The organism is Paenibacillus sp. JT22N15 (assembly GCF_059383755.1).
Map to the genome: position 1 here is coordinate 247,200 of NZ_JBXENV010000006.1, position 25,422 is coordinate 272,621.

Here is a 25,422-nt window from a genome sequence, read left to right on the forward strand (position 1 = left end):
GATTAATGAGAGTAATGTTAAAGTAGCAGTTTTTATTGTAGTCAATGTATTTGAATAAACGAGATGAGCATATAAGAGAGAGCGAATCACTCTCTGTTAAATAAAAAGCCGGATGAAAAAGGACTTCGCTGCGTGAAAGGTTTGAGCTGGAGAAGCGCAGCGATCGAAAGCCAAACCTTTCACGCAGCGCAGCAGTCCTTTTTCATCAGGCGTCCGGAGGACATGATGAGCAAGTTTAGCGATAGATTATATCAGGCAAGCCGCGAAGTATGGCAGAAAAGCCACGAGCATCCGTTTCTCGTGGAAATGCGGGAAGGAACGCTGGATCCGCAGCGCTTCATCTATTATCTCAAGCAGGATTACGTCTATTTAATCGACTATGCAAAGCTGTTCGCCTACGGCAGTATAAAAGCTGGCGATATGGCAACAATGGTCAAATTCGCCGGGCTGTATCATTCCACGCTGCATGTGGAAATGGAGCTGCACCGCCAGTATGCCGACCGTTTTGGCGTGACGCGCGAGCAGCTTGAGGGCACGCAGCCTGCGCCTAGCAATATCGCGTATACGAAATATATGCTTGACGTGGCGGCGAATGGCTCGCTCGCAGAGGTTGTAGCGGCGCTGCTGCCGTGCATGTGGAGCTACCGCGAAATTGGCGTAACCTTCGCCGAATATCCGGGCGCATTGGAGCATCCGCTTTATAAGGAATGGATTCTCATGTACAGCTCGGAGGAGTTCGGAGAGCTGACGAACTGGTGCATTGGCCTAATGGACCAATTGGCAGCAGGGCTTCCAGAGCGGGAGCTTGCGAAGCTGGAGGAGCATTTTGTCATAACATCGAAGATGGAATATTTATTTTGGGATATGGCATATCGCGGGGAGGAGTGGCCAGTGTGAGCATATTGAAAGGTCAGCCGGGAGAGCAGGGGCTTAAAAAGGCGGCGGGGGCAAGCGAGACAGAAGCAGAAGCATTAGAAGCAGCAGTAGCAGACGCAGCAGAAGCAGCAGATGCAGAAGCAGCAACAGCAACAGCAACAGCAACAGCAACAGCAACAGCAACAGCAACAGCAGTGAGAACGACCGCTTCTGCACATAGCGAAAGCAACGAGCCAGCAGGCCTTAGCGTCAGCGGACTGACGTATGCTTTTCCCGGCGGGCCGCCGCTGATTGAAGGGCTTGACCTGCATATTAAGCAGGGCGAGTTCGTCAGCGTGCTTGCGGCGAGCGGCATGGGCAAGACGACGCTGTTCCGGCTGCTGGCCGGACTGCTGGAGCCGCAAGCCGGCACGATTACGATTGGCGGCTTGAATCGCCAGCAGCAGGCGGCAAAGATCGGCTATATGCCGCAGAAGGATTGCCTTATGCCGTGGCGGACGGTGCTGGATAATGCCGCGCTCGGCATGGAGCTGGCAGGAACGCCGAAGAAGGAAGCGCGCCAGCGGGTGCGGGAGCTGCTGCCGGATTTCGGCCTCGCCGGAACCGAGGCGAAGTATCCGCATGAGCTGTCGGGCGGCATGCGCCAGCGGGTATCGTTTCTTCGCTCGCTGCTGGGCGGCGGCGAGCTCTTTTTGCTCGATGAGCCGTTCAGCGCCCTTGATGCGATGACGAGAGTCAGCATGCAGGAATGGCTGCTGCAAATATGGGAGCAGCACCGCAAAACGATTGTTTTTATAACCCACGACATAGATGAAGCGCTGCTTCTGTCGGACCGGGTGCTGGTGGCGGCGAAGGCGCCGGTTGCCGAGCTGGTGGAATATCCGGTGGCACTGCCGCGTCCTCGCACCTACGAGACGATGCTGAGCGAGCCATTTGTGGCGTTAAAACGCAAGCTGCTTGGGCATTTCGGGCATGCGCACACAGCGGCCAGCTTAGAGGGGGGAAGCCGATGAAGCGCTTTTTCAAAAAGCATATGCCAGTTGTGCTGTTCATCCTCCTGCTTGCCGTTTTGTGGGAAGTCGGAACGCGAATATTCCAAATTCCCCATTATATTATCCCACGGCTGTCTGATGTGCTCGTCTCCATAACGGAGAACAGCGGGCTGCTGGCGCGGCATTTCGTCATCACGCTAGGCGAGGCGCTGCTTGGGCTGGCGATTTCAATCGTGCTGGGGACGTTGTCGGCGATCTGGATCGACAGCTCATCGCTGGCACGCAAAACGCTGTATCCGCTCGTTGTCGCCTCGCAGACGATTCCGATTATTGCGCTGTCGCCGATTATGGTCATGTGGTTTGGCTATGAAATCGGCAGCAAAATCGCCGTTGTCATGCTGTTCACCTTTTTCCCCATTGCGATGAATACGGCGGACGGCTTCCGCTCAGCGGACCCGGATATCGGGGAGCTGCTGCGGACGATGGGAGCAGGCAAGCGCGAGCTGTTTCTCAAGTGGAAAATCCCTTCGGCGCTGCCGGAGTTTTTCACGGGGTTGAAAATGGCAGCGGCGATTAGCGTCGGCGGCGCCACGCTTGGCGAATGGCTGGGCGGCGAAGCGGGGCTGGGCATGTACACGAAGCGGGCGGCGAATATGCTGCGCGGCGAAAGTGTTTTTTCCGGCGTGCTGCTGCTGTCAGCAATGGGCATTATGTTATTTTTAGCCGTATTGGCGCTTGAGCGAATCTGCCTATCCTATCGGAAAGAATCGAAGGTAGGCCGGTAAGGGGGCCCCAAGGCGGAGTGCCGCTCAAGCTTTATGGCCTTTTATATACTATAATAGAACAAGAAAGAGGTAAGTTGTCTATGCGCAAGGAGAATGAAGGAAATCGTATTTTTACGAAAAATAAAGCTTCCAAATGGAGACGCAGCTCATGGGTCGCAGCATGTTTGGCTTTGACGCTAGCCATTATGGCGGGCTGCTCCTCGGATAATAAAAACACGGCAAATAGCGCTGAAGGTACGCAGGAGCTGACGGTGCTGCTCGACTGGTATCCGAATGCGGTGCACACGTTCTTGTATGCGGCGGAGGAGCAAGGTTATTTCAAGGAAGCCGGCCTTAATGTGAAGCTCCAGGTGCCGGCCGATACGAATGATGCGCTTAAGCTGGTCGCAACAGGCAAGGCGGATCTGGCGATCAGCTATCAAATGCAGGTAGCCGTTGCCCGCGCAGAGGAAATTCCGATTGTATCGGTTGCCTCGCTTGTGCGCCACCCGCTGAACCAGCTGTTTGTGCTGGAATCGTCCGGCGTGAAGACGCCTAAGGATTTGGTTGGCAAAAAAATCGGCTACCCGTCGATTCCGCTGGATGAAGCGTACGTGAACACGATGGTGAAAACCGACGGCGGCGATCCGTCAGCACTGAACTATATCGATGTGGGCTGGGACCTGATTCCGGCCATGACGACGAAGAAGGTTGACGCCATTATCGGCGGTTATGTGAACCACGAGAAGCTGCTGCTGGAGAAGGAAGGCGAGAAGCTGATTGCGCTGAATCCTGCCGATTATGGCGTGCCGGACTATTACGAGCTTGTCATGACAGCGAGCGAGGATGGCGTTGCCAGCAAAAGCGAAGTGTTCAAGAAGTTTATCGACGCTGCGGCTAAAGGGCAGGAATATACGGCAAGCCATCCGGATGAGGCGCTTCAGGTGCTGCTCGACAAGCAAAGCGCGGATTACCCGCTCGATGCCGAGATTGAGAAGCAGAGCCTGCAGGTATTGCTGCCGCTCATGGACGCGGGCTCCGAAGCTTTCGGCAGCCAGACGGCGGAGTCGTGGAGCAATGTCATTTCATGGTTGCAGGAGCATGGCCAGCTTACGAAAGAGATCAAGGCGGAGGATGCATTCCGCAACCTATAATGGTGGAGGGAATACGGCGTATGGACGAACGCTATTCAAGACAGATGTTGTTTACGCCAATTGGTGAAGCAGGGCAGCGCAAGCTAAGCGAAAGCGCTGTGCTTATTATAGGAATGGGAGCGCTCGGCACCGTTCTGGCCAATCATATGGTCAGAGCGGGGGTCGGGCTCGTCCGTTTCGTTGATCGTGATTATGTGGAACGCAGCAATCTCCAGCGCCAAATGCTTTACGACGAAGAGGATGTCGAGCATGGCTATCCGAAGGCGGTTGCCGCCGAGAAGAAGCTGCGCAAAATCAATTCCGATGTCAAAATCGAAGCGATTGTTGCTGACGTCACCGTTCAAAATATCGACGCGCTGCTGATGGATATCGACCTTGTGCTTGATGGGACGGATAATTTTCAGACGCGTTTTCTGCTTAATGATGCTTGCTTCCGCAGCGGCATTCCGTTTACCTATGGCGGGGCGGTCAGCTCGCGGGGCATGAGCGCGATTCTCGTACCGGGCGCTACGCCGTGTCTGCGCTGCTTTATTCAATCGGCGGATGCGGGCGGACAAACCTGCGATATGATTGGCGTTATTTCGCCAGTAGTGGATATTGTCGCTTCCTACCAAGCGGTAGAGGCGCTTAAATATTTGGTCGGAGCCGTGGATAAAAGAAGAAACAGCCTAATGACCTTCGATTTATGGCAAAATCACGCATTCGAGATGAAGCTGGGCGAGCCTGCGAAGCAGTGCCCTTGCTGCCAGCTGAAGCAGTATCCAGCTTTGCAGGTGGCAGAGCAGGATGCGGCAGTCTCGCTATGTGGACGCAGCACCGTGCAAATTTCCGGCGGCGCCCCGCTTCATTTGGAGCAGTGGCGGCAAAGGCTGGAACCGATTGCTGTGGAGCTTACGCATAACGCTTATTTGCTGAAAGCCGAGCTGCCGGAAGGCGAGCGGCTCGTGCTGTTCCCCGATGGGCGTGTGCTTGTGCAGGGAACGGAAGATATGGTCCGTGCCAAAACCTTATATGCCCGTTATATCGGAAACTAAGGAGCTGCGAGGAAATTAGTACCCGCTTTTGTCAATAAATTAGCGGTACTTTATTTCGTCGCAGTCTCCAACAGCGAAGGGAATGTGTGAATATGAAGGATTTTCGTTTATATGCGATTACAGGCGAGGAATTTCATCCGGGCCGCGATTTAATTGAGGTAATGGAGGAAGCGATTTACGGCGGCGTTGATATTATTCAGCTGCGCGACAAGTCGGGCGACAAGCCGGCGATTTTGGAAAAAGCACGGGCGCTCCGCGAGCTGACCCGCAAGCATGGCGTAACCTTTATCGTCAATGACTACATTGATATTGCACTGGAAGTGGATGCGGACGGCATTCATTTGGGCCAGGGCGATGTGCCGCTCGTGGAAGCACGCAAGCTCGTGGGCGATAAAATCATCGGCATTTCGACGCATGCTATTGAAGAGGCGCTGCTTGCCGAGGAGCAAGGCGCCGATTACATCGGTGTGGGCCCTGTGTTTCCGACGAAGACAAAGGTTGACGTTGTAGATCCGGTAACGGTTGATTATGTGCGCGAGGTAGCGGATAAGGTAAAAATACCATTTGTCGCCATCGGCGGCATCAAGCTGCGCAATGTGGATGAGGTTATTGCAGCGGGAGCTACGCGCATTTGTGCGGTTAGCGAAATTGTTGGCAGCAGCGATATTTCCGGCACCTGCCGTTCTTTTCTGGACAAGCTGGATAAATGGGGAGAGTCGTAATGGAACTAGTCATTAACGGTGTGAAGCAGGAGCTGGCAGCGAAGACGATTGAAGAGGTCATTGCCCATTTTGAACTGACGGGCAAGCCGGTTGTCGTTGAAGCGGATGGAGCGGTGCTGACACAGGAGCAATGGGCAGCAACCGAAGTTCGCGAAGGCATGAAGATCGAGCTTGTACATTTTGTAGGAGGAGGCTGAAGCGAATGAAGCCGGATGTATGGCATATTGGCAACCGTGAACTAACGTCCCGATTTTTTATCGGCACCGGGCTTTTTCCAAGCCCTTATGTACAGAGGGAAGCGATTGAGGCATCAGGCGCCGAGGTGCTGACGTTCGCTATTCGCCGGATTAATTTGGAGGCGACCGAGGACGATTCGATTCTTCAGCATTTGCAAGGTCAATCGTATCAATATTTGCCGAATACTTCAGGAGCAAGCACGGCGGAGGAAGCGGTGCGGATCGCGCGTCTTGCACGGGCTTCGGGACTCAGCGACTGGATCAAGGTCGAGATTAGCGCCAATGAGCGCACGCTGCTGCCTGATCCGATTGAAACGCTGAAGGCGACGGAAATTCTCGTAAAAGAGGGCTTCACCGTCCTTCCGTATACATCGGATGACCCGGTCATTTGCAAGCGGCTGGAGGAAGCGGGCGCTGCGGCTGTTATGCCGGGAGCGGCTCCGATTGGGACGGGCCTTGGCATTTTGAACCCTTATAATTTGGGCCTTATTGTAGAGGAAGCGAAGGTTCCAATTATTGTCGATGCCGGGCTTGGCTCAGTCAGTGATGTGACCCAGGCGATGGAGCTTGGCGTGGCGGGCGTGCTGATGAATACACCGGTTGCGAAGGCAAAAGATCCAGCAGGCATGGCGCGGGCGATGAGGCTCGGCATCGAAGCTGGCCGTCTGGCTTATTTGTCAGGCCGCATTTCGAAGAAGCGTTACGCTTCGGCAAGCAGCGGTTATGAGGAGTTTAAGCTGAAATAACAGGATCATTCAACAAGGAAAGCTGGTTAGGACATGGGAGAACGGATTGTAATCATGGGCGGCGGCATTATTGGCTTATCCTGTGCGTTCGAGCTGCGAAGCCGCGGTCATCAGGTGACGGTGCTGGAAATTGGCAGCTGCGGGGGACAGGCGTCCGGAGCGGCTGCGGGGATGCTGGCTCCTTTTTCGGAAAATGTTGAGGGGCCGGATGACTTTTTTCGCTTATGCGCACAGAGCTTGCGGCTTTATCCTTCGTTTACAGATCGCGTGAAGCAGGTTTCCGACCTGCCTTTCGAATATACCGAATCCGGGAGCATGTATATTGCTTACCATGATGCAGATATTTTGGCGCTTGAAGGCAGGCTGCGCTGGCAGCGGGAGCATGGTTCGTCGGGTAGCCTGCTGGAAGGTGGCGACGTGTTTCGGTTGGAGCCGAAGCTGTCAGGCAAGGTGCGGGCGGCGCTGTATACGCCGGAGGAAAGCCATCTGTATGCGCCGCATTATGTCAAAGCACTGGAGCATGCCTGCCGCTTGATGGATGTTCACATTCATGAGCATTTGGAGCAGGTTGCGATCAAGGATTGGCAGAGCTCGGTCGTGCTGGAGGCAGCAGACGGACGTGTTTTTGAAGGGGATCGGCTCGTTGTATGCTCGGGAGCTTGGGCGCAGCAGCTGGAAGCAGCATTTGGCATTCGCATTCCAGTCTATCCGATTCGCGGGCAAATTTGCGCCTATGAGACAGTGGAAAAGCCCGTTCATCATATGGTATTTTGCAATCAGGGCTACCTCGTGGCGAAGGAAAATAATACGCTCGTATGCGGCGCCTCCGAGGATGTAGCCGGGTTCGAGACGAGCGTAACGGAGAAGGGCATTGAGCGCCTGCGAAAATGGAACAAGCAAGCTTTCCCGTTTCTCGAAACGTGGACGCCGTTCCACAAATGGGCGGGACTTCGCCCTTCCACACAGGATGGCTTCCCGCTGCTCGGCGCGCTGGCGCAATCTGGCCGCGTCGTGATGGCGGTAGGGCATTACCGCAATGGGATTTTGCTCAGCCCCGTTACAGCGCAGCTTGCGGCTGATAGCGTAGAAGGCAAGAAGATGCCGGACTTCATGCAGGCTTTTGCTCCTGAGCGGTTCAGCTAGGCAGAGCAAGGCACAGCGAACTGGGTATGGAAGTGGAACGCTGCGAAAATGAGAATCGATGGGCAAGCGTATGATCTAAAATATAAGCATTTATAAGTTTCATACTTATCATTAGGCTTATATTTCTCGGAGTGAAACGCGCCGCGCCGCCGAAGGGCGGCGTCAGCCGTTTCACCTTGGTTCGGCATTTGATGAAGAAAGGGGCAAAAGCACATCATGAGCGTACATGGGAATGGACAGGCGCCGCGCAGTGTCCCAACGGCATTGACGATAGCGGGCTCGGACAGCGGCGGCGGCGCAGGCATTCAAGCAGACCTGAAAACGTTTCAGGAGCTAGGCGTATTCGGCATGTCCGCGGTTACCGCGATTACGGCGCAAAATACGCTTGGCGTACAAGGCGTATTTCCGCTTAGCGTGGAGGCTGTCGTGCAGCAAATGCATTCGGTCGGCTCGGACATTGGCGTCGATGCGCTGAAGACGGGCATGCTGTTCAACAGTGAGATCATTACGGCTGTTGCGGCAACGATTGCCGAGCTTGGCTGGAAAAATGTCGTCGTAGACCCGGTCATGATCGCCAAAGGCGGAGCCTCGCTGCTGCAAGAGGAGGCCATCCGTGCGATGACGGACAAGCTGCTGCCCGTAACGACGGTCATTACGCCGAACATACCGGAGGCGGAGAAGCTGACGGGCATTGCCATCGTATCGGCGGCTGATAAGCAGGAAGCAGCGAGAAGGCTTGCTGGCTATGGAGCGGGCTACGTCATTATTAAGGGCGGTCACGATACGGGCGAGGAAGCGATCGATCTGCTGTATGACGGCAGCGGCTTTACCGAGCTGGCAGGCAGACGAGTGGCGACGGCCCGAACGCATGGCACAGGCTGTACCTTTTCGGCGGCACTTGCGGCAGGGCTTGCAGAGGGGCTTGATATGGAAGCCGCAATGCGCCAAGCGAAAGCGTTTATTCAAGCGGCCATCGAGGACGGCATACAAATTGGCGGCGGGCATGGTCCGACCAACCACTGGGCGTACCAGCGCAGCAAGCGAGCATTGCAAGCTCCACTATAGTAGAAAAAGCTATGCGGCTTCCGGTTATGTTCTAACCGAAGGTTGCATAGCTTTTTTTGAAATATTAGATTTCATAAGTTTCACACTTATGGGCTAAGTCCAGCCCCAGAAAAAACCTTCACGGTCCCAGGCTGCTTTGCCGCCATGGCCTTTTTTAAATGCTTTTTTAACTTCCTTGTCGATCGACGTATTTCCCTGCTCGTTCACATAAATGAACTGCTCTCCAAAATGGGCTGTAATATGGGCAACGGCCTTCTCCTGATGAAGAATGCCAGCAAACTTCAGCTCTCCAAGCATCCAATCGGCTACATCCTGTGCGGTATGACTCAACGTATCTCTTCCTCTCTCATTCGCAGCTCTCGCCCACTATTATAATCAACCGCCGCGCATATGCCAAATTTACAGCAGGCTTACTCCAAAAGCGTCCACATAAACGGCAGTGCCCGTCACTTCGATGAGTGGTTCATCCTGCTGTTTAGTGACTGTTACCAGGACACGTCCATCCCGGCCTATTTCATGGCCTTGTTCAATGCATAGCTCAAGCGATTGTAGCGGTTTCTCAGCCAAATGCGCTGCATAATAAGCTCCCATTACGCCAGATGCTGTACCTGTAACGGGATCTTCAATCGTGCCGGAATACGGCGATGAAAAATGACGGGCGTGCATATGAGCGTGTGGATCATAGGTTTCCAGGCAAAAAGGGTGCAGAGAAGCACGCGGCATCTCCTGCAAAATTTCGGGGAACCGCTTATTATTTGGCTTCATACGGCGGAATGCTTCGAGACTTTTGATAGGAATTAACAGTGTCCATGTCCCCGTGCTTCCGTAAACAGTGGGAAGCTCTATCTCAATGTCGGCTTCCTCAATGCCCAAGGCATATGCCAATTGTGCATAGGAACCGTTAAAAGCCCGGAACTGCGGAGCCGCCTGCGTCATTGTGATTTGAAGCTGCCCCTGCTCATTCGTATGCAGCCGAACAGGGAGCACGCCTGCTTTTGTCTCAATCAGAAGCTCCGTTTTATCGCCTAACAGCCCCTTTGTTTGCAGCGCATAGATCGTTGCCATCGTGGCATGGCCGCAAAGATTAATTTCGTGGCCGGGTGTAAAATAACGGATTCGAATATCCGCTACATTCGATGGCAGCGGGAAAGCAGTCTCATTAAAGCCAACTTGCCCGGCGATGGCTAGCATTTCTTTTTCCGTCAGATCATTGCCTGTTAAAACGACACCCGCCGGGTTTCCTTTCCCCGGAATAGGGCTAAAGGCATCGTAATGATAGACGTTAATAGATGGCATATGTTTACTCCTTTATGAAGTCTCTTTCTCATCTATCTTTCGTGTTAGAGGCTGAACCTTCTATTCGACAAAGTTTCCCAATTTCCTTTCTTGTAGGAAGTAAGCGTCTATGAATACGATAGCAAGGCAAGGCATGAAAATCAGATGTCATAGGTTAACGCTTTATCCCATTGATTCCTTGTTTGATGGAGGCCTTCCATCGACATTTGTCGAAATGAGGGCGGAATCCCATCGTCGCGCGACTTTTCCTCAAATTTTACTAAACAAATCACCGTCTATAGCCGATATTTCTATTCATGAATAGCAATTAAATAAATAGGCGGGTGGGTCTCATGTTTTTCAAATTGTTAAGTCCTTTTACAGCTCTCATGTCCAAATTGAAGTATGCACAGAAGTTTGTGGTCGTCAGTGCTCTGTTTATGATCCCGCTGGTCTTGCTGCTTGTTCTATGGGTTAACGAGCAGCAAGGAAACATTGAGTATATTAAAAAAGAACATGACGGCGTCACTTATATTAGAGAAATGATGCCGCTTATGCTTCAGGTGCAGCAGCACCGTGGACTATCCTCGGGCTTGCTGAATGGCAATACGGATGCGAAGGCAGAGGTAGATGCTAAATCGCAGGAAATTGCTGGCTTGATCCAAACGATAGACCCGGAGCTGCAAGCGTCTGGCATGGCGGGGGTGCAGGAGCTGTGGGAAGCATGGAAGCAGCAGTGGACAAAATTAAATGCAAGCAGCGCTGCGATGTCGGCTTCCGACAGTTTTGAAAGCCACTCTACGCTCGTCTCAGATTTAACCAATATTATGATTAAACTTGCAGATGAATCGGGACTTTCGCTTGATACGCAGATGGATTCTTATTATTTGGGTTCTATGTTCGTACAGCAGATTCCTGCGTTAATGGAGCATGCGGCGATTATTCGCGGCAAAGGCAATGGGGTGCTTACGAGCAAAAAAATGACGGATAACGAAGAAATTAAGCTTCGTTTGGAAGCGGAAATGATCAATTATTCTTTGACGAATATGAATAAGTCGCTGAGCAGCGCTTTAGGCTGGAATGAGGCATTGGTGCCATCCCTAGAGAAAAGTGGCGCGACGACCGCAACATCGCTCAAAAGCTTTGTAGCGCTTCTTAATACAGGTGTCCTTAACGGCTCCAACTTGAACATGAATGGATCGGAGTTTTTCAAGTCTGGAACGGCGACGATTGGTGTATTAAACGACTTTTATGTACAGGTGAATACAGAGCTTGAGCAGGTGCTCCAGCAGCGTATTGATGAGCTGACAGCCACTAGAAATATGCTGCTCGGCTTGACGGCTCTGTCCCTGCTGCTCGTTGCTATTTTCTACATGGCTTTCTACCGGAATGTAATGGTAACGGTGGCAGCGCTCCGAAATCGTGCGGATGCGATGGCGAAAGGCGACTTTTCCAAAGAATTGCATTTGGAAACGCGGGATGAGCTGCTTCAGGTCGGCCATTCCTTTAATGACATGATTCGCTCCTTGAATGTGCTGCTGCGGAGAAACCAGATTGTGTCTGAGCAGGCAGCGGCTTCGTCGGAGGAGCTCACAGCCATTTCACATGAATCGACGCTTGCGATGAAGCAAATTGCCGAGTCCATTCAGGGCGTATCCGAAGGAACGGACGTACAGCGCGTATCGGCGGATGAAACGTCGAAAGCGATGAATGAAATGGCGGTTGGCATAACACGGATTGCCGAAGCGGCTTCAGAAGTGGCGGATGCTGCGGTCAAGGTGACGGGCAACGCTCAAGTAGGCGAAGAACAGCTTGGACAAACGGTGCGCCAAATGAACAGCATTCAAGCATCGGCTGTCCGTTCAGGCGAGGTTGTTACAAAGCTGGATGAGCATTCGGTGCAAATTGGCCAAATCGTGCAAGCCGTTATGGCGATTGCCAAGCAAACACAGCTATTGTCGCTGAATGCGAACATTGAAGCGGCAAGGGCTGGCGAGCACGGACGGGGTTTTAGCGTCGTAGCCTCCGAAGTAGGCAAGCTGGCTGAGCAGACGAGCGAGTCGGTGCAGACGATATCTGAGCTGATCAGAGATATTCGGGCGCTCGTAAGCGAGAATGTGAAGGCGATGAGCGAGATGAAATCGGAGACAGCTTCGGGTCTGGCCTCCATTGAGCAGGCCAATACGACAATTGGCGATATTTTGTTTGAAGTTCGCTTGATGAGCGATCAAATTCAGGAAGTGTCGGCAGCTGCCGAGGAAATCTCCGCAGGCATGGAAGAGGTAACGGCATCGGTTGGCGAGGTAGCGAACATCTCGAATAAAACGTCGGATGAGGCCGAGACGATGGCCGCAGCTACGGAGGAGCAGCTTGCGTCGATGGAGGAAATTCAAGCATCAGCCGAAGCGCTGCGCGATATGGCCCAGCAGCTCCAGGACGATCTCAGTCATTTCGTGCTGAGCAGCGAGGACACGGAGCAAGCGAAGGCTGTATAGCACGGAAATATGGATAATGCTCGGGCTGTGCAAGCAGCCTGTAGATTATCCTTTTTTTGTATTCAGATCGAGTCGGATGGTAGAATGAAAGAAGGGCTGAAAAGAACATAAAGGAGAGCAAGCAATGAGATTTTTGAAAAAAACATTGATTTATATTTTGGTCGCTATCATTCTTATTTTTTTATTGAGAATGCTTGAGGTTAGTACTCCGGTATCGATCATCATTATATTTTTGACGTATGTGGCCTTAACGCTGGGCCCCTTATTTTATACCATTTTAGGGACAAGAAACCTGATGAAGATCGAGAGGTTTCTGCTCGCGAACCGCAAAATACCTAGCTACTATATCAATTATACGGTAGCCAATCGTCTGGATGACGAGTTTGAAGAGAACATAGCGAAGCTGCTCAAGCAGTACAAGCAAAAGAATAAACAGGCATTGTTCAAGACGCTTCAGGCTCACTATAATAAGGATATTCAGAGCGTCTTGCACGAAATCGAATTTATACAGCCAATCGAGTATAGGTATTATTATCAGGCTTATTATTACATCGAGAGAAGAGAGTTTACGGAGGCTCATGACTATATAAATCGCATTTCCAAGGATTGGATGAAGCAATCACTGCTGTCTTACATGGAGTATAAACAGGGCAATCGGCCAAGGGCAATCGAACTGGCGGAGGAAGCGATGCAGGCCGCTCGGGGAATCCAGCTATATGTGATGGTGAAAACATTCGAACGCGAGTACCCGGAGCTAAGGCAGCAGATGGTGAAGTAACTGGTTGGTGAATTAACGTTTGCTGTTGTGGCCTCGCGGGGCACTCTGGTCAGGACGTATAGAGCCATATAGAGCCGTATAGAGTGCGAAGGGAAAAGATGTAGAACGGACCGCCGCTAAAGCAGCAGCGATGTCCGTTCTTTTTCTTTATTTTTGGGAAAAAATGAGGTCGCTGCATTATAGATTTTTATGATCGTCTAATAGATTATTTCTGGGCTGATGCCGATTGACGATTAGCTGGGGGTAACCTATACTTGCCTAAATACAAGTAAACAACTGTGAATAATGAGTATAACGATATTGTATAGCTGATTACAAGGTGAAACGGCTGTCGCATTCCTTTGGCGGCGCGGCGCGTTTCAATCCGAGAAATATAGAGAAGGGATGGAACAATCCTATCCTTTCCTATATTTAAAACAAGGGGGTTTGCGAACAAATGGTACAGGTGAAAGCACCAAATCAATACGTAAACGAGCCGAATGCTTGGGCGGATGGCGGGTCAAAAATTGCAGAAATCGGCAACAAGCTTTTTATTATCGGTGGGGAAAAAGCACTAGAGGCCGCGGCGCCGCTGCTGGCCAGCCTGAATACCGTCGATGTCACCTATCAGGTGCACCGTTTTTCCGGGCAGGTGACGACGGAGCAGATTGCAGCTTACTCGGAGCTGGCGTCGAGCCAGGATATCAACGTGCTGGTAGGAATCGGCGGCGGACGGGTGCTGGATTTGACGAAGGCGGTGGCGGAACGGATTCATGTGCCGAGCGTGACGGTGCCGACGATTGCGGCAACCTGCGCGGCATGGTCAGCGCTGACCGTATTGTACGACGAGGAGGGCCGCTCGGCAGGCTATTTGCCGCTTAAGCGGTCGCCGCAGCTGGTGCTAGCCGACACATCGGTGCTTGCTGCTGCACCTAAACGCTACCTCGCATCGGGCATAGGCGATACGTATGTGAAATGGAACGAGACGGTCGTCAATGTGAAAAAGGTTCCGGCCGACCTTGATGTACGGCTTGGCGTCAAAACGTCGGAGCTGGCGGTCGAGGTGCTCGACCGCTATGCGCAGCAGGCGTATGCGAATGCAGGCGACGGCATAGCGTCGCCCGCATTCCATGAGGTTAGTCACGCCATTGTCTGGCTGGCCGGGCAGGTGAACACCGTATCGGCAGGAGGCGCACGCGGCGCTTTGGCCCATGCCATTCACGACAGCCTGACGCAGTTTGCGCAAACGCATGGCTCGCTGCATGGCGAGAAGGTTGCGTTTGGGCTCGTTGCCCACACGCTGCTGCAAGGGCAAACGGCCGAAGAGACGGAGCGGCTTGCAGCGAAGCTTGCTGCGCTTGGTCTGCCTGTTACGCTGGCGCAGCTGGGATTTGAAGAAAAAGCGGATCAAATCGCGTATGACATTGCCCATAAAGTGCCGCTCGCTGGAGCGAAAGCTGCTGAGCTGCCATTCGCCGTTCATCCAGCGGCAATCGCGGAGGCGATTATCGCAGCGGATCAGCTCGGGCAGCGGATTAGAAGCAAAGCAGCCATTTCTTAACAATAAAGGTACGCGATAAACGATAAGGGGAAACATTCCACACGAGATCTAGAGAGGCGGAAACAACCGTGAAAAACAGAAAGAGACAATGGCTAGGCTTAAGCATCGCAATCATCGTGGCGAGTCTGCTCGCAGCTTGCGGCAATACAGGGGGAACGTCGAATACAGGTGCAGCAGCGAGCCCGGCTGCTTCATCTGAAAGCAGCAGCCCAGCAGCGGAAGCTGGGCCAGATTTGAGCAAAGTCACGCTGAACATCGGCCAAACGGGCTGGGAAAATCTAAAGATCGGCTTCAAGGAAGCCGGACTTGATAACACGCCTTACAAAATTGAATTCAGCGTGTTCCAAGGCGGCAATTTGCAGCTGGAGGCAATGGCAGGCGGACATTTGGATGTCGCTTTGACGAGCGAAATCCCGCCACTGTTCGCAGCACAGGCGGCAAACGGCGGCAATTTCAAAATTATTGCGATTCAAAAAGGAAGCACGCTCCAGCAGGAGCTGCTGATTCCCAAAGGCTCGACGGTGAAATCCGTAGCCGATTTGAAGGGCAAGAAGGTTGCTTACGTCAGCAGCACAACCGCACATTATTTTCTGCTGAAGATGCTTGAAGAAGCAGGGCTTAGCTGGACGGACATTGAGCCTGTAGCATTGTCGACCTCTGATGGTCTCAGCGCATTGATCGGCGGCAGCGTCGATGCATTGGCGAGCTATGGCAACGCGGTCATTTCGGGTCGCCAAAATGGCGCTACGACTCTGGCGTCTGCCCAGAACATTTTATCCGGCAACTTCCCGATTGAAGCGACTCCGGCAGCGATTGAAGATCCGGGCAAGCGTGCAGCGATTGCGGACTTCCTGAATCGGCTTAACCAGTACAATGAGTGGATTCGTGCGAACCAAGAGAAGTGGGCAGGCATCGTAGCTGAAAATACGAAGCAGCCTGTCGAGCAGGCGCTTCAAACGCTGAAGGATGGCGAAGCCCAGCAGCCGACGAAGATTTTGCCGCCATCGGAGGAAGCGATTGCTTCCCAGCAGGACATTGCCGATACGCTGCAAAAGGTCGATTTGCTTAAAAATCCGGTTGATGTGAAGACGATTTGGAGCGACGCTTTTGCCGACGCACTGAAATAATTTTAGCCTGAAAGGAGAGAGCTATATTTTGCGGAAACCATCTTACAGCTTCTGGACTTCCTCCTTCACGCCGTGGCTGCTGCCGATTCTGCTGCTCATCGCTTGGCATGTGCTGACGGTTACGGGTATTATTGCCGCTAACGTTTTGCCGCAGCCGCTGCAAGTGATTGAGGAGCTGATCACTTCCATCAAGAGCGGCCAGCTGGCTGAAAATATTGCGATCAGCGCCCGTCGTGCCATCCTCGGCTTCCTTATTGGCGGGGGCATCGGCTTCCTGCTAGGACTTATTAACGGTTTTTCTTCCAGAGCGGAAATCGTCATGGACTCGTCTATTCAAATGCTGCGCAATGTGCCGCATTTGGCACTCATTCCGCTCGTTATTATTTGGTTCGGCATTGGAGAAGAGGTGAAGCTGCTGTTGGTGGCGCTGGGCGTCTTTTTCCCGATCTACCTCAACACCTTTCACGGCATCCGCTCGATTGACCGCGGGCTGATTGAGATGGCGAAGGTGTATGGGCTGCGGGGCTTCGATTTGTATAAAGAAGTGATTTTGCCAGGAGCGCTGCCTTCTGTGCTGGTCGGCGTCCGGTATTCGCTTGGCATTATGTGGCTGACGCTCATCGTTGCGGAGACGGTAGCGGCAAATTCCGGCATCGGCTACATGGCGATGAATGCTCGTGAATTTATGCAGCTCGATGTGACGGTGCTGAGCATTATCATTTATGCGCTGCTTGGCAAGCTGTCCGACAGCATTGCGAAAATACTCGAGAGGCGGCTGCTCCAGTGGAATCCGAATTACAGCCGTGCGAAAGCATAGGAGGGGATGACATGACCGATAGCCGCAAAGGGGCGCAGCTCCAGCTGAGCCGGGTACGCAAGGAGTTTGCAGGCAAGGAAGTGCTAAGAGGCGTTGATCTGAAAATAGACCGTGGCGAATTTGTCGCCATCGTCGGCCGCAGCGGCTGTGGTAAAAGCACGCTGCTGCGGCTGATCGCCGGGCTGGATTTGCCGACGGAAGGCACGCTGCTGCTCGGCAGCGGCGAACAGCAAAGCGGCGGGACAGATATTCGCGTGCTGTTTCAGGAGGCGCGCCTGCTGCCCTGGAAGAGCGTGCTGGATAATGTGCGGATTGGCACGCCGGGCAAGGATAGGGCGAAGGCAGCGGAGGCGCTGGCACAGGTCGGGCTTGCGGACCGCGCAGGGGAATGGCCGCATGTGCTGTCCGGCGGGCAGAAGCAGCGGGTGGCGCTGGCCCGGGGGCTGGCAAGCAAGCCGCGCCTGCTGCTGCTGGATGAGCCGCTTGGCGCGCTCGATGCGCTGACGCGCATTGAAATGCAGCAGCTGATTGAGCGGCTGTGGCTGGAGCAGGGCTTCACGGTCGTTCTCGTTACGCATGATGTGAGCGAAGCTGTTGCGCTGGCAGACCGGGTTATTTTGATTGAGGAGGGCGTTATCTCGCTCGATAAGCGGATTACGCTTGACCGTCCTCGCAACCGGGACAGCGGATTTATTTATTTTGAAAACCTTATTCTAAACAAGGTGCTGGGCAAAGAGGAAATACCGCTGCAAAAGAAGGTCAGCTATACGATATAAACAGCGGTCAATGGACTGTTGCATTTGAGGACAAAGGCGTAGTTTATGCAAACTAAGCCTTTGTTTTTTTATATTCTTTTCAATGATGGAGCAGCTGATATATGCTGCTTGGGGTCATTTTGCTCGCTTTTTTAGCAGCAGGTACTAAGATAAGATGGTACTATTTTTTCCAGCGAAAACAGGTAAGATAAGGCTATCAAACAAATAACCGCACGGTTATACGGGAGGACGCCTATTATGGAAAATCAGATGCCTGTTCGCAAATCAATGAACTTTTACCGCCGCCGGAATACACCGACTTATACGTTTATGGCTTGGGGAGCTTTTGTGCTCGCATTCGCCTTTGAATTTATCGGCATTTATACGCTGAACCAGCCGCTTTCGGTTCAAGGCTACTACGCCGTAACGGGAATACTGCTTATCATTACCTCGTTTACGCTCCAGAAGCTGGCCCGCGACAATGATGAGGATAAATTTCTGAAGGAGCAAAATCCTTCCTATCGCAACCGTAATACACCAGCCTTCACATTCATGGCCTGGATCGGTTTTATCATTGCTGTGTTGTCGCAATATATCGGCTTGTACACTTTAGAGGAACCCTTCTATGTAAAAGGCTATTACGCTATCGCCGGAGCTTTCCTGATTGTAGCCTGCCTCGTGCTTCAGAAAACCGTTCGCGATAACGAAGAGGATAAAGTGCATTTGAGCCCGGAAGAGGAGTAAGCAAGGGCGGAGTAGGCGGAGGCGGGGAACAGTTGCATTTCGCCTATCCCATAGTTTAGCGGCTCTCAAAGCGTCTCTCGCTTGGAGAGCCGCTTTTTTTTCACGCGCGCAGCCAGAGAGAGAATGATTATCCTTCATGTTATCCATAAAATGTCCATTTGTATGTATTGGTAAATGGGCATATAATTATATTAATTATAAAAAGATAATTATTATAATTTAATTGAAGGAGATGGCTAATATGAAAATAGGCGAGTTTCATCATCTTGAGCATGTGAAGGAGCAATCATCTTCCAAAAAGACGCTGTGGATTACGTTGATGCTGACTTTGTTTTTCACAATTGTTGAAGTTATTGGCGGGCTCCTATCCGGCTCTCTTGCCCTGCTGTCGGACTCGGCTCATATGGTTTCAGACGTCCTTGCATTGGGGCTGAGCATGCTCGCCATCTATATGGCGACGAGACGTCCGACGAAGCAGTATACGTACGGCTTTCTGCGTTTCGAGATCATTGCTTCATTTTTGAACGGATTGGCGCTCATTGTCATCGCTCTCTTCATTCTGGTAGAAGGGATAAAGCGGATCATTCATCCTGAGCCGGTTGATCTTGGCCTCATGCTCGGCATAGCCATCATCGGATTAATCGTCAATATTGTGCTGACGCTGGTGCTGAGCCGAAGTATGAAGGCAGAGAACAATCTGAATGTGAAAAGCGCACTGTGGCATTTCATTGGCGATTTGCTTAGCTCGGTTGGCATTATCGTATCAGCGATACTCATTCGATTGACGGGTTTGTCGATTTTAGATCCGATTATCAGTATCGTCATTGGTGGAATCATTGCATTTGGCGGATACAAGATCATCCGAGAGGCGTATGTAATTCTGATGGAAGCTGTGCCGGAGCAATTTAATTTGGAGGATATTCGCCGTGATCTTAGAGGGGTGGAAGGTGTTGAGGATGTGCACGAGATGCATCTTTGGGCGGTGTCGACCGACCATTATTCCCTTACAGCACATGTGTTGGCACGAAGCAACATTCAACCGTATTGTATAACGCTCGCAATGAATGAGCTGTTAAAAAACCGCTATGGCATCGTCCATTCCACGATTCAGGTTGAGCATGCCGCTTTTCACGATCATGGGGAGTACGGCAAATTAGTTAGTGGCGGTGCGTTCTAGGGCGTGTATGCAAACGTAAGCAAGCCAGAACGTGTATGCAAACGTAAGCAAGCCAGAACGTGTATGCAAACGTAAGCAAGCCAGAACGTGTATGCAAACGTAGCAAGCCAGATCGTGTATGCAAACGTAAGCAAGCCAGATCGTGTATGCAAACGTAAGCAAGCTAGATCGTGTATGCAAACGTAAGCAAGCTAGATCGTGTATGCAAACGTAAGCAAGCTAGATCGTGTATGCAATCGTGAGCAAGCTAGATCGTGTATGCAAACGTAAGCAAGCTAGATCGTGTATGCAATCGTAAGCAAGCCAGATCGTGTATGCAAACGTGAGCAGGCTAGATCGGAATGTAAACGTGAGCAAGCCAGATCGTGTACGCAAACGTGAGCAAGCTAGATCGTGATCAAATTTAGCTTTAAACGTATGTAGGGCCTCTGCTAGTGTATATACTCTGAACAAAGATAGATTTGGCGGACACAGCAGCCGCTATTTCAACAGAATCATGGGCAAGGCACAGGCTGCGGACTCAGGAGCCGCTATTGTGCTGTAAATGACCATTTTGACAGGATAATGGGGATGATAACGACTTTCCTGTCCGCTTACGGCCTGAAACCGGGCAAAAATCCAGAATAGCGGAACCTCAGTCCGCCAAAAAAAGGGTCAGCGGTCTCAAGCTGTTGTGTGGTCTAAGCAATAGGGGTCTCAGCAACAATCGTATGCTTCGGTTCTCAAGTCTTAGACTGGAGTCGTCAGATGAGATTGGCAGCAGTGCTCCAGCATCGAATAAGCTTTGGGCAAGAAGTGGCAGGCCCACACAGGTTTGAATACACACTCTAGTTCATCGAAAGAAAAATGCACTTCCCAGAGTAAATATTGGAAAATCCCATCTAAGCGGGCACAGATCCTATTGGATAAGTCCATGTTAGCGGGCGTCAATCCAATACAAGGCTGGGAGGTGCACTTTTGTTCTTAACCGTTAATGATTTCTCCGCCGTTGACGTGCATCACTTGCCCGGTGACATAGCTGGAATCATCCGAAGCAAGATAGACGTAGGCTGCGGCGAGCTCGGCAGGCTGGCCGGGGCGTTTCATCGGCGTATCGCCGCCGAATGTAGCCACCTTCTGAGCATCGAAGGTGGAGGGAATAAGCGGCGTCCAGATAGGACCCGGCGCGACGCCATTGACCCGAATGCCTTGGCCCGCCAAATTGGCGGATAGGGCGCGGGTGAAGGAAACGATCGCGCCTTTGGTGGCTGAGTAATCGATCAGCGTTTCATTGCCGCGATAGGCAGTAACCGATGTCGTATTAATGATGGATGCGCCTTGCTTCAAATGAGCGAGCGCCGCTTTCGTCAAATAAAACATGGCGAAAACGTTAGTGCGGAACGTCGCGGTAAGCTGCTCCGCCGTAATATCCTCAAGGCGCTGCTGAACATGCTGCTCAGCGGCATTATTGACGATAATATCAAGCTTGCCGAATTCCTTGACCGTTTGCTCTACCGCTTGCTTGCAGAAGGCTTCATCTCCAATATCGCCGGAAATTAGCAGGCAGCGTCTGCCGAGCTGTTCGACCTCCTGCTTCACAACGTTTGCGTCCTTGTCCTCTTCCAAATAGACGATGCTGACATCGCAGCCCTCCATCGCAAAGGCAATCGCTGCGGCACGGCCGATGCCGCTGTCACCGCCAGTAATAATGGCCGCTTTGCCAAGCAGCTTGCCAGCTGCTTTATAAGTCTCGGATTTATAGACAGGCTGCGGATGCATAACGGATTCCAATCCAGGCTGCTGATCCTGATGCTGGGGCGGCAGCGTCTGCGTAGGCGTTTGTGTTGTAGATTCACTCATCCTAAAAACCTCCTTGTAGTAGCGCGGCATGCGCCTGTTACAAAACGTTCTTATTGTGGAATAAATGAGCAGAGGTTATGCATGATTTCCTTCATTTAACAGCATGCTGGCGATACCAGTCATTTGCTTCCCGAAGCACCTCTGTTCCACCCGCCATCATAAACTCATGGACGAAACGGTCAAAGTCCTCCAAGGGCTTCTCGCCAGTAATAAAGGCGATATAGGCTTTGTTTTTTAACTTGATTAATTCAGCTCCGTTGTCGATTAAAGAGGGAGTCGCAACTTCCAAAGCATTGTAGATGCCATCTTGATCTAGGCCTAAGGTGGAGGCCCATTGCTCTCTTCGTTCTTTAGGGATCAAGGGTACCGTCATACCCAAATTGGCGCCGATTGTATTTTGATAATTGAACATGGTGTCATAGGGAGGCAGCACAATAACATCCTCTTTCGAGTCTCCAGCCCATGTCCAGTGCGTGCCTTTGATCCCGTATTTCATTGAGGTATATTCATCGAGATCGGGATTGGCGCTCACATCATCCAGAATTTGCAGGATCTTCTCCATCTTTCCTGGATCTTTCGCTGCGTCAGCTCCGATAGCGGTAAAGCTCATCAGCATATCATAGGCCTTGGAGCCTCGTTTTCCCTCCGGCCCCCGAAAGGGTTGTCCGAACACAATTCGGGCCTGCGGATTGCCCGCTGTTAATTCCTTCACGTTAAATGTAGCTTCTACCGGGATCTCTTCGCCATTCGCGCTACCCTGATCCTTCATTACCCAATAATCTCCATTTTGAATCCAATGATAGTAATTCCCCATGGAGGTCATGCCGATTTTTCCATTGATAAAGGCATGGGACAGATGCTTGTAGCCGCCTTTATTTTCCCCGGTAACAAACTCCGGGTCGATTACGCCATCCGCGTACCATTTGCGAAGATAATGGAGAGCTTGCTTCATTTCCGGCTCCAATGCGCCGATAACGAGCTTTTCATTTTTCACCCCGAAGTAGAGCTGGTCTGCGAAAACGATTTGCCCGAATGCGCCGAAAACAACATTCATTCCTTCCCTGGACAAACCGTACGTATCTTTCATGCCGTTGCCATCGGGATCTTCATTTGCGAATGCATAGATGACCTTCTCAAAATCGGATAGCGTCTCAGGCACAGGCAGGCCCAGCTTATCCAGCCAATCCTTTCGATATACAACAGGTATGCGGTAGATGTTTGTGGGGTTGATGACAGGAATACCGTAATAGTTTCCGTCGATTTTTCCAGCATTTTGATAAGCAGGCGCATTTTCGTTAATAGCTTTCATAATGTTGGGGGCGTATTGCTTAAGCATCTCCTCCGGAATTTCGGCCAGCAAGCCTTGCTGTTGATATTTCAGGAGATCCTGCGGCTGTCTGATCCGGAACAAATCGGGAATTTCCCCCTGTGCCAGCTTCATGTCTAGTAACGCTTCGTATTTATTGTTTTCCAAATCCCAGATATCCAGATTAACGTTGAACTTATTTTCCACGAGGCGAACCATCTCGGCATCGTCCGGAACGGGCAAATTCAGATGCATCGTCCAGGAAATGTTGTACAGCGGGGTGTCAGAAGAAGCCGGGGACTGCAATTGTTGTGCGGCAGACAGCTGCAAAGAGCTCGTTTCGCATCCACTAACGATGCTTAGACAGACGACTGCGATAAGGGCGGTGATGCGCCGTAATTGCTTCATGTTCATGATGAGCCCTTCCTTGAATCATAGTCCTGCGTGCAGTGCCATGCAGTGCCAGGCTAAACCGGCTACGCTTGTTTAACCGTTTGGCGCAAATAATTGCCCGGTGTACACCCGTACTTTTCCTTGAATTTCTTAATAAAATAAGCCGCGGTTCCGTAGCCGACCGTACTCGCGATTTGCTCGATTGACATATTATTGTTCTCGATCAATGCTCGGGCGTTTTCCATTCGCAGGCTGGTGACATAGTCGGTATAGGTGATGCCGTTCTCATCCTTAAAGAGCTTGCTCAAATACTTGGGGCTAATAAACACCTGAGCAGCCACCTTCTCAAGAGACAGATCATCCGACAGATGGCTGCGCACGTATTGCTTGGCAGCCTCGACGCTAGAGATGGCTCTATCGTTATTCCGTTTCTCTATTTGCACTAGGAATGCGGTTATTGATTCAACCAGCCAATTCCGAAAATAATAAATGTTGTGAATCTCTTGATACTGATGATATACATCCATATTGCCTTGATCAGGGTATTTGTAACGGACGCTCTTCACATAATCGGAGTATACGAATACGGTATTTGCCAAAATAAAGTGGCAGTAATCGGCAGCGTACATGCCTTCCTGCATCGTTTTGACCAGCTGATCGACCGCCGTTACGATTTCAGCGGATTGCCTAGCGTGCAATTTTTCTTTGAACCTCATAAGCATAGCTTGTGGAATTTCTTCAACACAGTTCTCCCGATCCATTAGAGCGCGATCATTCAGAATCGACAGGTCCGGCAGAAAATAGCCATATTTCATTAGGGTCTGAGCTTCGCTGTAGCTCTTGTAGACATCAATAATGTCCTGCACCCAGCATCCATGAGATATTTGAGATTCCAGCTGGAACTGCTGCTTGTTTTCCGTTAATAGAAGCTGGCAGAGCTGTTCCAAAAGCGCGTCACATTGTTTTTTTGCGAAAACAACGACTACAATCGTCTTGTCCGGCAGCTCCTCGGCAATGATGTGCCCTTCTGGCAGAGAAGCGCCCTGCAGCTGGGTAATCATCCTGTACGTCGTATATTGTTGATCTCGGGAGCTTAACCCGGCAAAAGCTTGATCTGAATTTACAATCATGCAGCAGTAATGGCTGTATGGCTGATTGATGCCTAAAAAGGGGAGCTCCTCGGCCAATTTCTCTGGGGTATAGCGGTTATGGAGCAGGTTCAGCAAAACATTGTGCCTAATAACCGAGCTATTGGCTTCAAGGGTATCCTCCAGGCTGCTGACCTTGTCGTTCAGCCTGATGAAGGCTGTGTCAATTAGCTTGAATTCATTGGCTGCATGGTCAGGCGTATGCCCAGACAAATCCTTTATTTTTCCCACTAATCGCTTGATCGGGCTGTAATTCGCTCTGGCAAAAATCCCGGATAATACGATTCCTAGCAAAAGGGCCATGACACAGATGCCCAGCACCAGCTTTTGTACAAAAATCAACTTTTGATAGAAGAAGCTGGCAGGCAGGGCGCTATATATTTTCCAACCGGTCGATGGCAGTGTTTGGTAGGAAACGGCATAGGCTTCATCCTGAATCGTATCGTTAAAGCTCCCGGCCTCCGCCTTGGACAGCAAGGTCTCGGTAAAGCTGGAGCTGTAAGCACTGTGCAAATCTGGGCTTCTGCTAGCTGAGCCCGATATCAGGCTTCCAGAACGCTCCAAAATAAACGTGCTTTCATATTGTGTAGGCATCATATTCCGAATAACCTCGCTAATCGCGCTTTCCTTCATGTCAATCGCAATGATAAGGTCGTTATTTTTGCCGGAGGCTTGGAATGGATAGCTGTGTGCGTAAGTAATTAAAGTTGCGCCTTTGCTATCGGGCAGACTGGAGTAAATATCCTGCGGAATCAACCGGGCAGGTGTCCAGAGATGGTTTTGCTTAGTGCCGCGCATCCCGTTCATCCAGTCGGCAAAAAATACGGCGCCGCTGCCTTGATCAGCATTAAACTTAAGCCCATAGTTCGACGAAAGCATTATATTTTGTTTAGGATAATACAGATGAACGGCATACACGATGTCCGAACTGCCAGCGACTTCTGTCTTGAGCAGCTCCTGCAGGTCAATCGCCTTGCTAAGATTGCTTTTATAGGAAGAGTCGGCAAATAAACGGATATCTACGGTTTTGTCGAGAGATAAATTCAAATAAATTTGCTGAACTCGCTGGAGCACCGTGGCTTCAATCGTTTGGGCTGTATTTTCTAAAATCAGCTGGTTTTTGGTGCGCAGCTCCGCTTCGTAGCTTTTTGAGAAGTAGATATAGAAGACGGAGCAAAGCAGCAAAACGATGACAAGCACGATCGCTATATATGAAATGGCTAGATTCGCAAATACGGAGTTCCATTTTTTCACCGCTTACTCCCCCCCTCACCGCCTAGATTATACACCACAGGG

At 51.3% G+C, this 25,422-nt stretch carries 23 protein-coding genes and 1 pseudogene; 19 read left to right on the top strand and 5 right to left on the bottom strand.

Translation table 11 applies throughout. The features are described from left to right. Positions 1-225 precede the first annotated feature (225 nt). The 10 genes from tenA to thiD all read left to right on the top strand — a co-directional run bounded on the left by tenA (position 226) and on the right by thiD (position 8,732). A complete protein-coding gene (tenA, locus tag AC50X8_RS13895) occupies positions 226-897 on the top strand; it encodes a thiaminase II (protein WP_056035925.1) in 672 nt (223 codons plus the stop codon). Next, complete coding sequence (locus AC50X8_RS13900; protein ID WP_494880123.1) at positions 894-1,889, top strand: ABC transporter ATP-binding protein; 996 nt, start codon at positions 894-896, stop codon at positions 1,887-1,889. Before tenA ends, AC50X8_RS13900 begins: the two co-directional genes overlap by 4 nt. After that, positions 1,886-2,653, top strand: coding sequence for an ABC transporter permease (locus tag AC50X8_RS13905; RefSeq protein WP_494880124.1), 768 nt, complete (start codon positions 1,886-1,888; stop codon positions 2,651-2,653). The genes AC50X8_RS13900 and AC50X8_RS13905 overlap by 4 nt, the downstream gene beginning before the upstream one ends. Positions 2,654-2,733: 80 nt before the next feature. Further along, the gene (locus tag AC50X8_RS13910; RefSeq protein WP_494880125.1) at positions 2,734-3,786 is read left to right on the top strand and encodes an ABC transporter substrate-binding protein; all 1,053 of its coding nucleotides are present in this window, start codon (positions 2,734-2,736) and stop codon (positions 3,784-3,786) included. A gap of 20 nt (positions 3,787-3,806) precedes the next feature. Continuing rightward, positions 3,807-4,820, top strand: a complete 1,014-nt coding sequence (locus AC50X8_RS13915) for a ThiF family adenylyltransferase (protein ID WP_494880126.1) — start codon at positions 3,807-3,809, stop codon at positions 4,818-4,820. Positions 4,821-4,912: 92 nt separating this feature from the next. After that, positions 4,913-5,542 carry a thiamine phosphate synthase gene (gene thiE / locus AC50X8_RS13920; RefSeq protein WP_494859172.1) on the top strand — a complete coding sequence of 210 codons (630 nt, stop codon included), beginning with the start codon at positions 4,913-4,915 and terminating at the stop codon, positions 5,540-5,542. Then, a complete protein-coding gene (gene thiS / locus AC50X8_RS13925; RefSeq protein ID WP_494859173.1) occupies positions 5,542-5,739 on the top strand; it encodes a sulfur carrier protein ThiS in 198 nt (65 codons plus the stop codon). Before thiE ends, thiS begins: the two co-directional genes overlap by 1 nt. Before the next feature lie 5 nt (positions 5,740-5,744). Further along, positions 5,745-6,524, top strand: coding sequence for a thiazole synthase (locus tag AC50X8_RS13930; RefSeq protein ID WP_056035911.1), 780 nt, complete (start codon positions 5,745-5,747; stop codon positions 6,522-6,524). A 33-nt stretch (positions 6,525-6,557) separates the two neighbouring features. Then, a complete protein-coding gene (thiO, locus tag AC50X8_RS13935; protein WP_494859181.1) occupies positions 6,558-7,667 on the top strand; it encodes a glycine oxidase ThiO in 1,110 nt (369 codons plus the stop codon). 216 nt (positions 7,668-7,883) lie between these two features. After that, positions 7,884-8,732, top strand: coding sequence for a bifunctional hydroxymethylpyrimidine kinase/phosphomethylpyrimidine kinase (gene thiD / locus AC50X8_RS13940; RefSeq protein ID WP_494880127.1), 849 nt, complete (start codon positions 7,884-7,886; stop codon positions 8,730-8,732). 93 nt (positions 8,733-8,825) lie between these two features. Here the strand turns inward: thiD and AC50X8_RS13945 are convergent, their stop codons facing one another. Beyond that, positions 8,826-9,062: a DUF6953 family protein gene (locus AC50X8_RS13945; protein WP_172455375.1), complete on the bottom strand. Its 237-nt coding sequence runs from the start codon at positions 9,060-9,062 to the stop codon at positions 8,826-8,828. A 69-nt stretch (positions 9,063-9,131) separates the two neighbouring features. Continuing rightward, complete coding sequence (locus tag AC50X8_RS13950; RefSeq protein ID WP_056035902.1) at positions 9,132-10,028, bottom strand: PhzF family phenazine biosynthesis protein; 897 nt, start codon at positions 10,026-10,028, stop codon at positions 9,132-9,134. 368 nt (positions 10,029-10,396) lie between these two features. Here AC50X8_RS13950 and AC50X8_RS13955 point away from each other — a divergent pair, with 368 nt between their 5' ends. The 9 genes and pseudogenes from AC50X8_RS13955 (at position 10,397) to AC50X8_RS13995 (ending at position 19,440) form a co-directional block, all read left to right on the top strand. Continuing rightward, positions 10,397-12,502, top strand: a complete 2,106-nt coding sequence (locus AC50X8_RS13955; RefSeq protein ID WP_494880128.1) for a methyl-accepting chemotaxis protein — start codon at positions 10,397-10,399, stop codon at positions 12,500-12,502. Positions 12,503-12,626: 124 nt separating this feature from the next. Beyond that, positions 12,627-13,280 carry a hypothetical protein gene (locus tag AC50X8_RS13960; RefSeq protein ID WP_056035896.1) on the top strand — a complete coding sequence of 218 codons (654 nt, stop codon included), beginning with the start codon at positions 12,627-12,629 and terminating at the stop codon, positions 13,278-13,280. Positions 13,281-13,716: 436 nt separating this feature from the next. Then, positions 13,717-14,820, top strand: a complete 1,104-nt coding sequence (locus AC50X8_RS13965) for an iron-containing alcohol dehydrogenase family protein (RefSeq protein WP_056035893.1) — start codon at positions 13,717-13,719, stop codon at positions 14,818-14,820. A gap of 68 nt (positions 14,821-14,888) precedes the next feature. Continuing rightward, positions 14,889-15,947 (top strand): ABC transporter substrate-binding protein, encoded by a 1,059-nt coding sequence (locus AC50X8_RS13970; protein ID WP_235533165.1) that lies wholly within the window; start codon positions 14,889-14,891, stop codon positions 15,945-15,947. Positions 15,948-15,975: 28 nt separating this feature from the next. Next, a complete protein-coding gene (locus tag AC50X8_RS13975; protein WP_056035890.1) occupies positions 15,976-16,764 on the top strand; it encodes an ABC transporter permease subunit in 789 nt (262 codons plus the stop codon). Between the two features lie 11 nt (positions 16,765-16,775). After that, positions 16,776-17,540, top strand: a complete 765-nt coding sequence (locus tag AC50X8_RS13980) for an ATP-binding cassette domain-containing protein (RefSeq protein ID WP_056035889.1) — start codon at positions 16,776-16,778, stop codon at positions 17,538-17,540. 309 nt (positions 17,541-17,849) lie between these two features. Further along, a pseudogene (locus AC50X8_RS13985) lies at positions 17,850-17,987 on the top strand (YiaA/YiaB family inner membrane protein); the annotation flags it as partial. An 84-nt stretch (positions 17,988-18,071) separates the two neighbouring features. Then, complete coding sequence (locus AC50X8_RS13990; RefSeq protein WP_430160532.1) at positions 18,072-18,263, top strand: YiaA/YiaB family inner membrane protein; 192 nt, start codon at positions 18,072-18,074, stop codon at positions 18,261-18,263. Between the two features lie 241 nt (positions 18,264-18,504). Beyond that, positions 18,505-19,440 (top strand): cation diffusion facilitator family transporter, encoded by a 936-nt coding sequence (locus tag AC50X8_RS13995; RefSeq protein ID WP_494880129.1) that lies wholly within the window; start codon positions 18,505-18,507, stop codon positions 19,438-19,440. 963 nt (positions 19,441-20,403) lie between these two features. Here AC50X8_RS13995 and AC50X8_RS14000 read toward each other — a convergent pair. The 3 genes from AC50X8_RS14000 to AC50X8_RS14010 form a co-directional block, all read right to left on the bottom strand. Further along, positions 20,404-21,279: an SDR family oxidoreductase gene (locus AC50X8_RS14000; protein WP_494880130.1), complete on the bottom strand. Its 876-nt coding sequence runs from the start codon at positions 21,277-21,279 to the stop codon at positions 20,404-20,406. 91 nt (positions 21,280-21,370) lie between these two features. Beyond that, complete coding sequence (locus tag AC50X8_RS14005) at positions 21,371-22,999, bottom strand: type 2 periplasmic-binding domain-containing protein (protein ID WP_494880131.1); 1,629 nt, start codon at positions 22,997-22,999, stop codon at positions 21,371-21,373. A 62-nt stretch (positions 23,000-23,061) separates the two neighbouring features. Continuing rightward, a complete protein-coding gene (locus AC50X8_RS14010; RefSeq protein WP_494880132.1) occupies positions 23,062-25,380 on the bottom strand; it encodes a helix-turn-helix domain-containing protein in 2,319 nt (772 codons plus the stop codon). Positions 25,381-25,422: the final 42 nt, after the last annotated feature.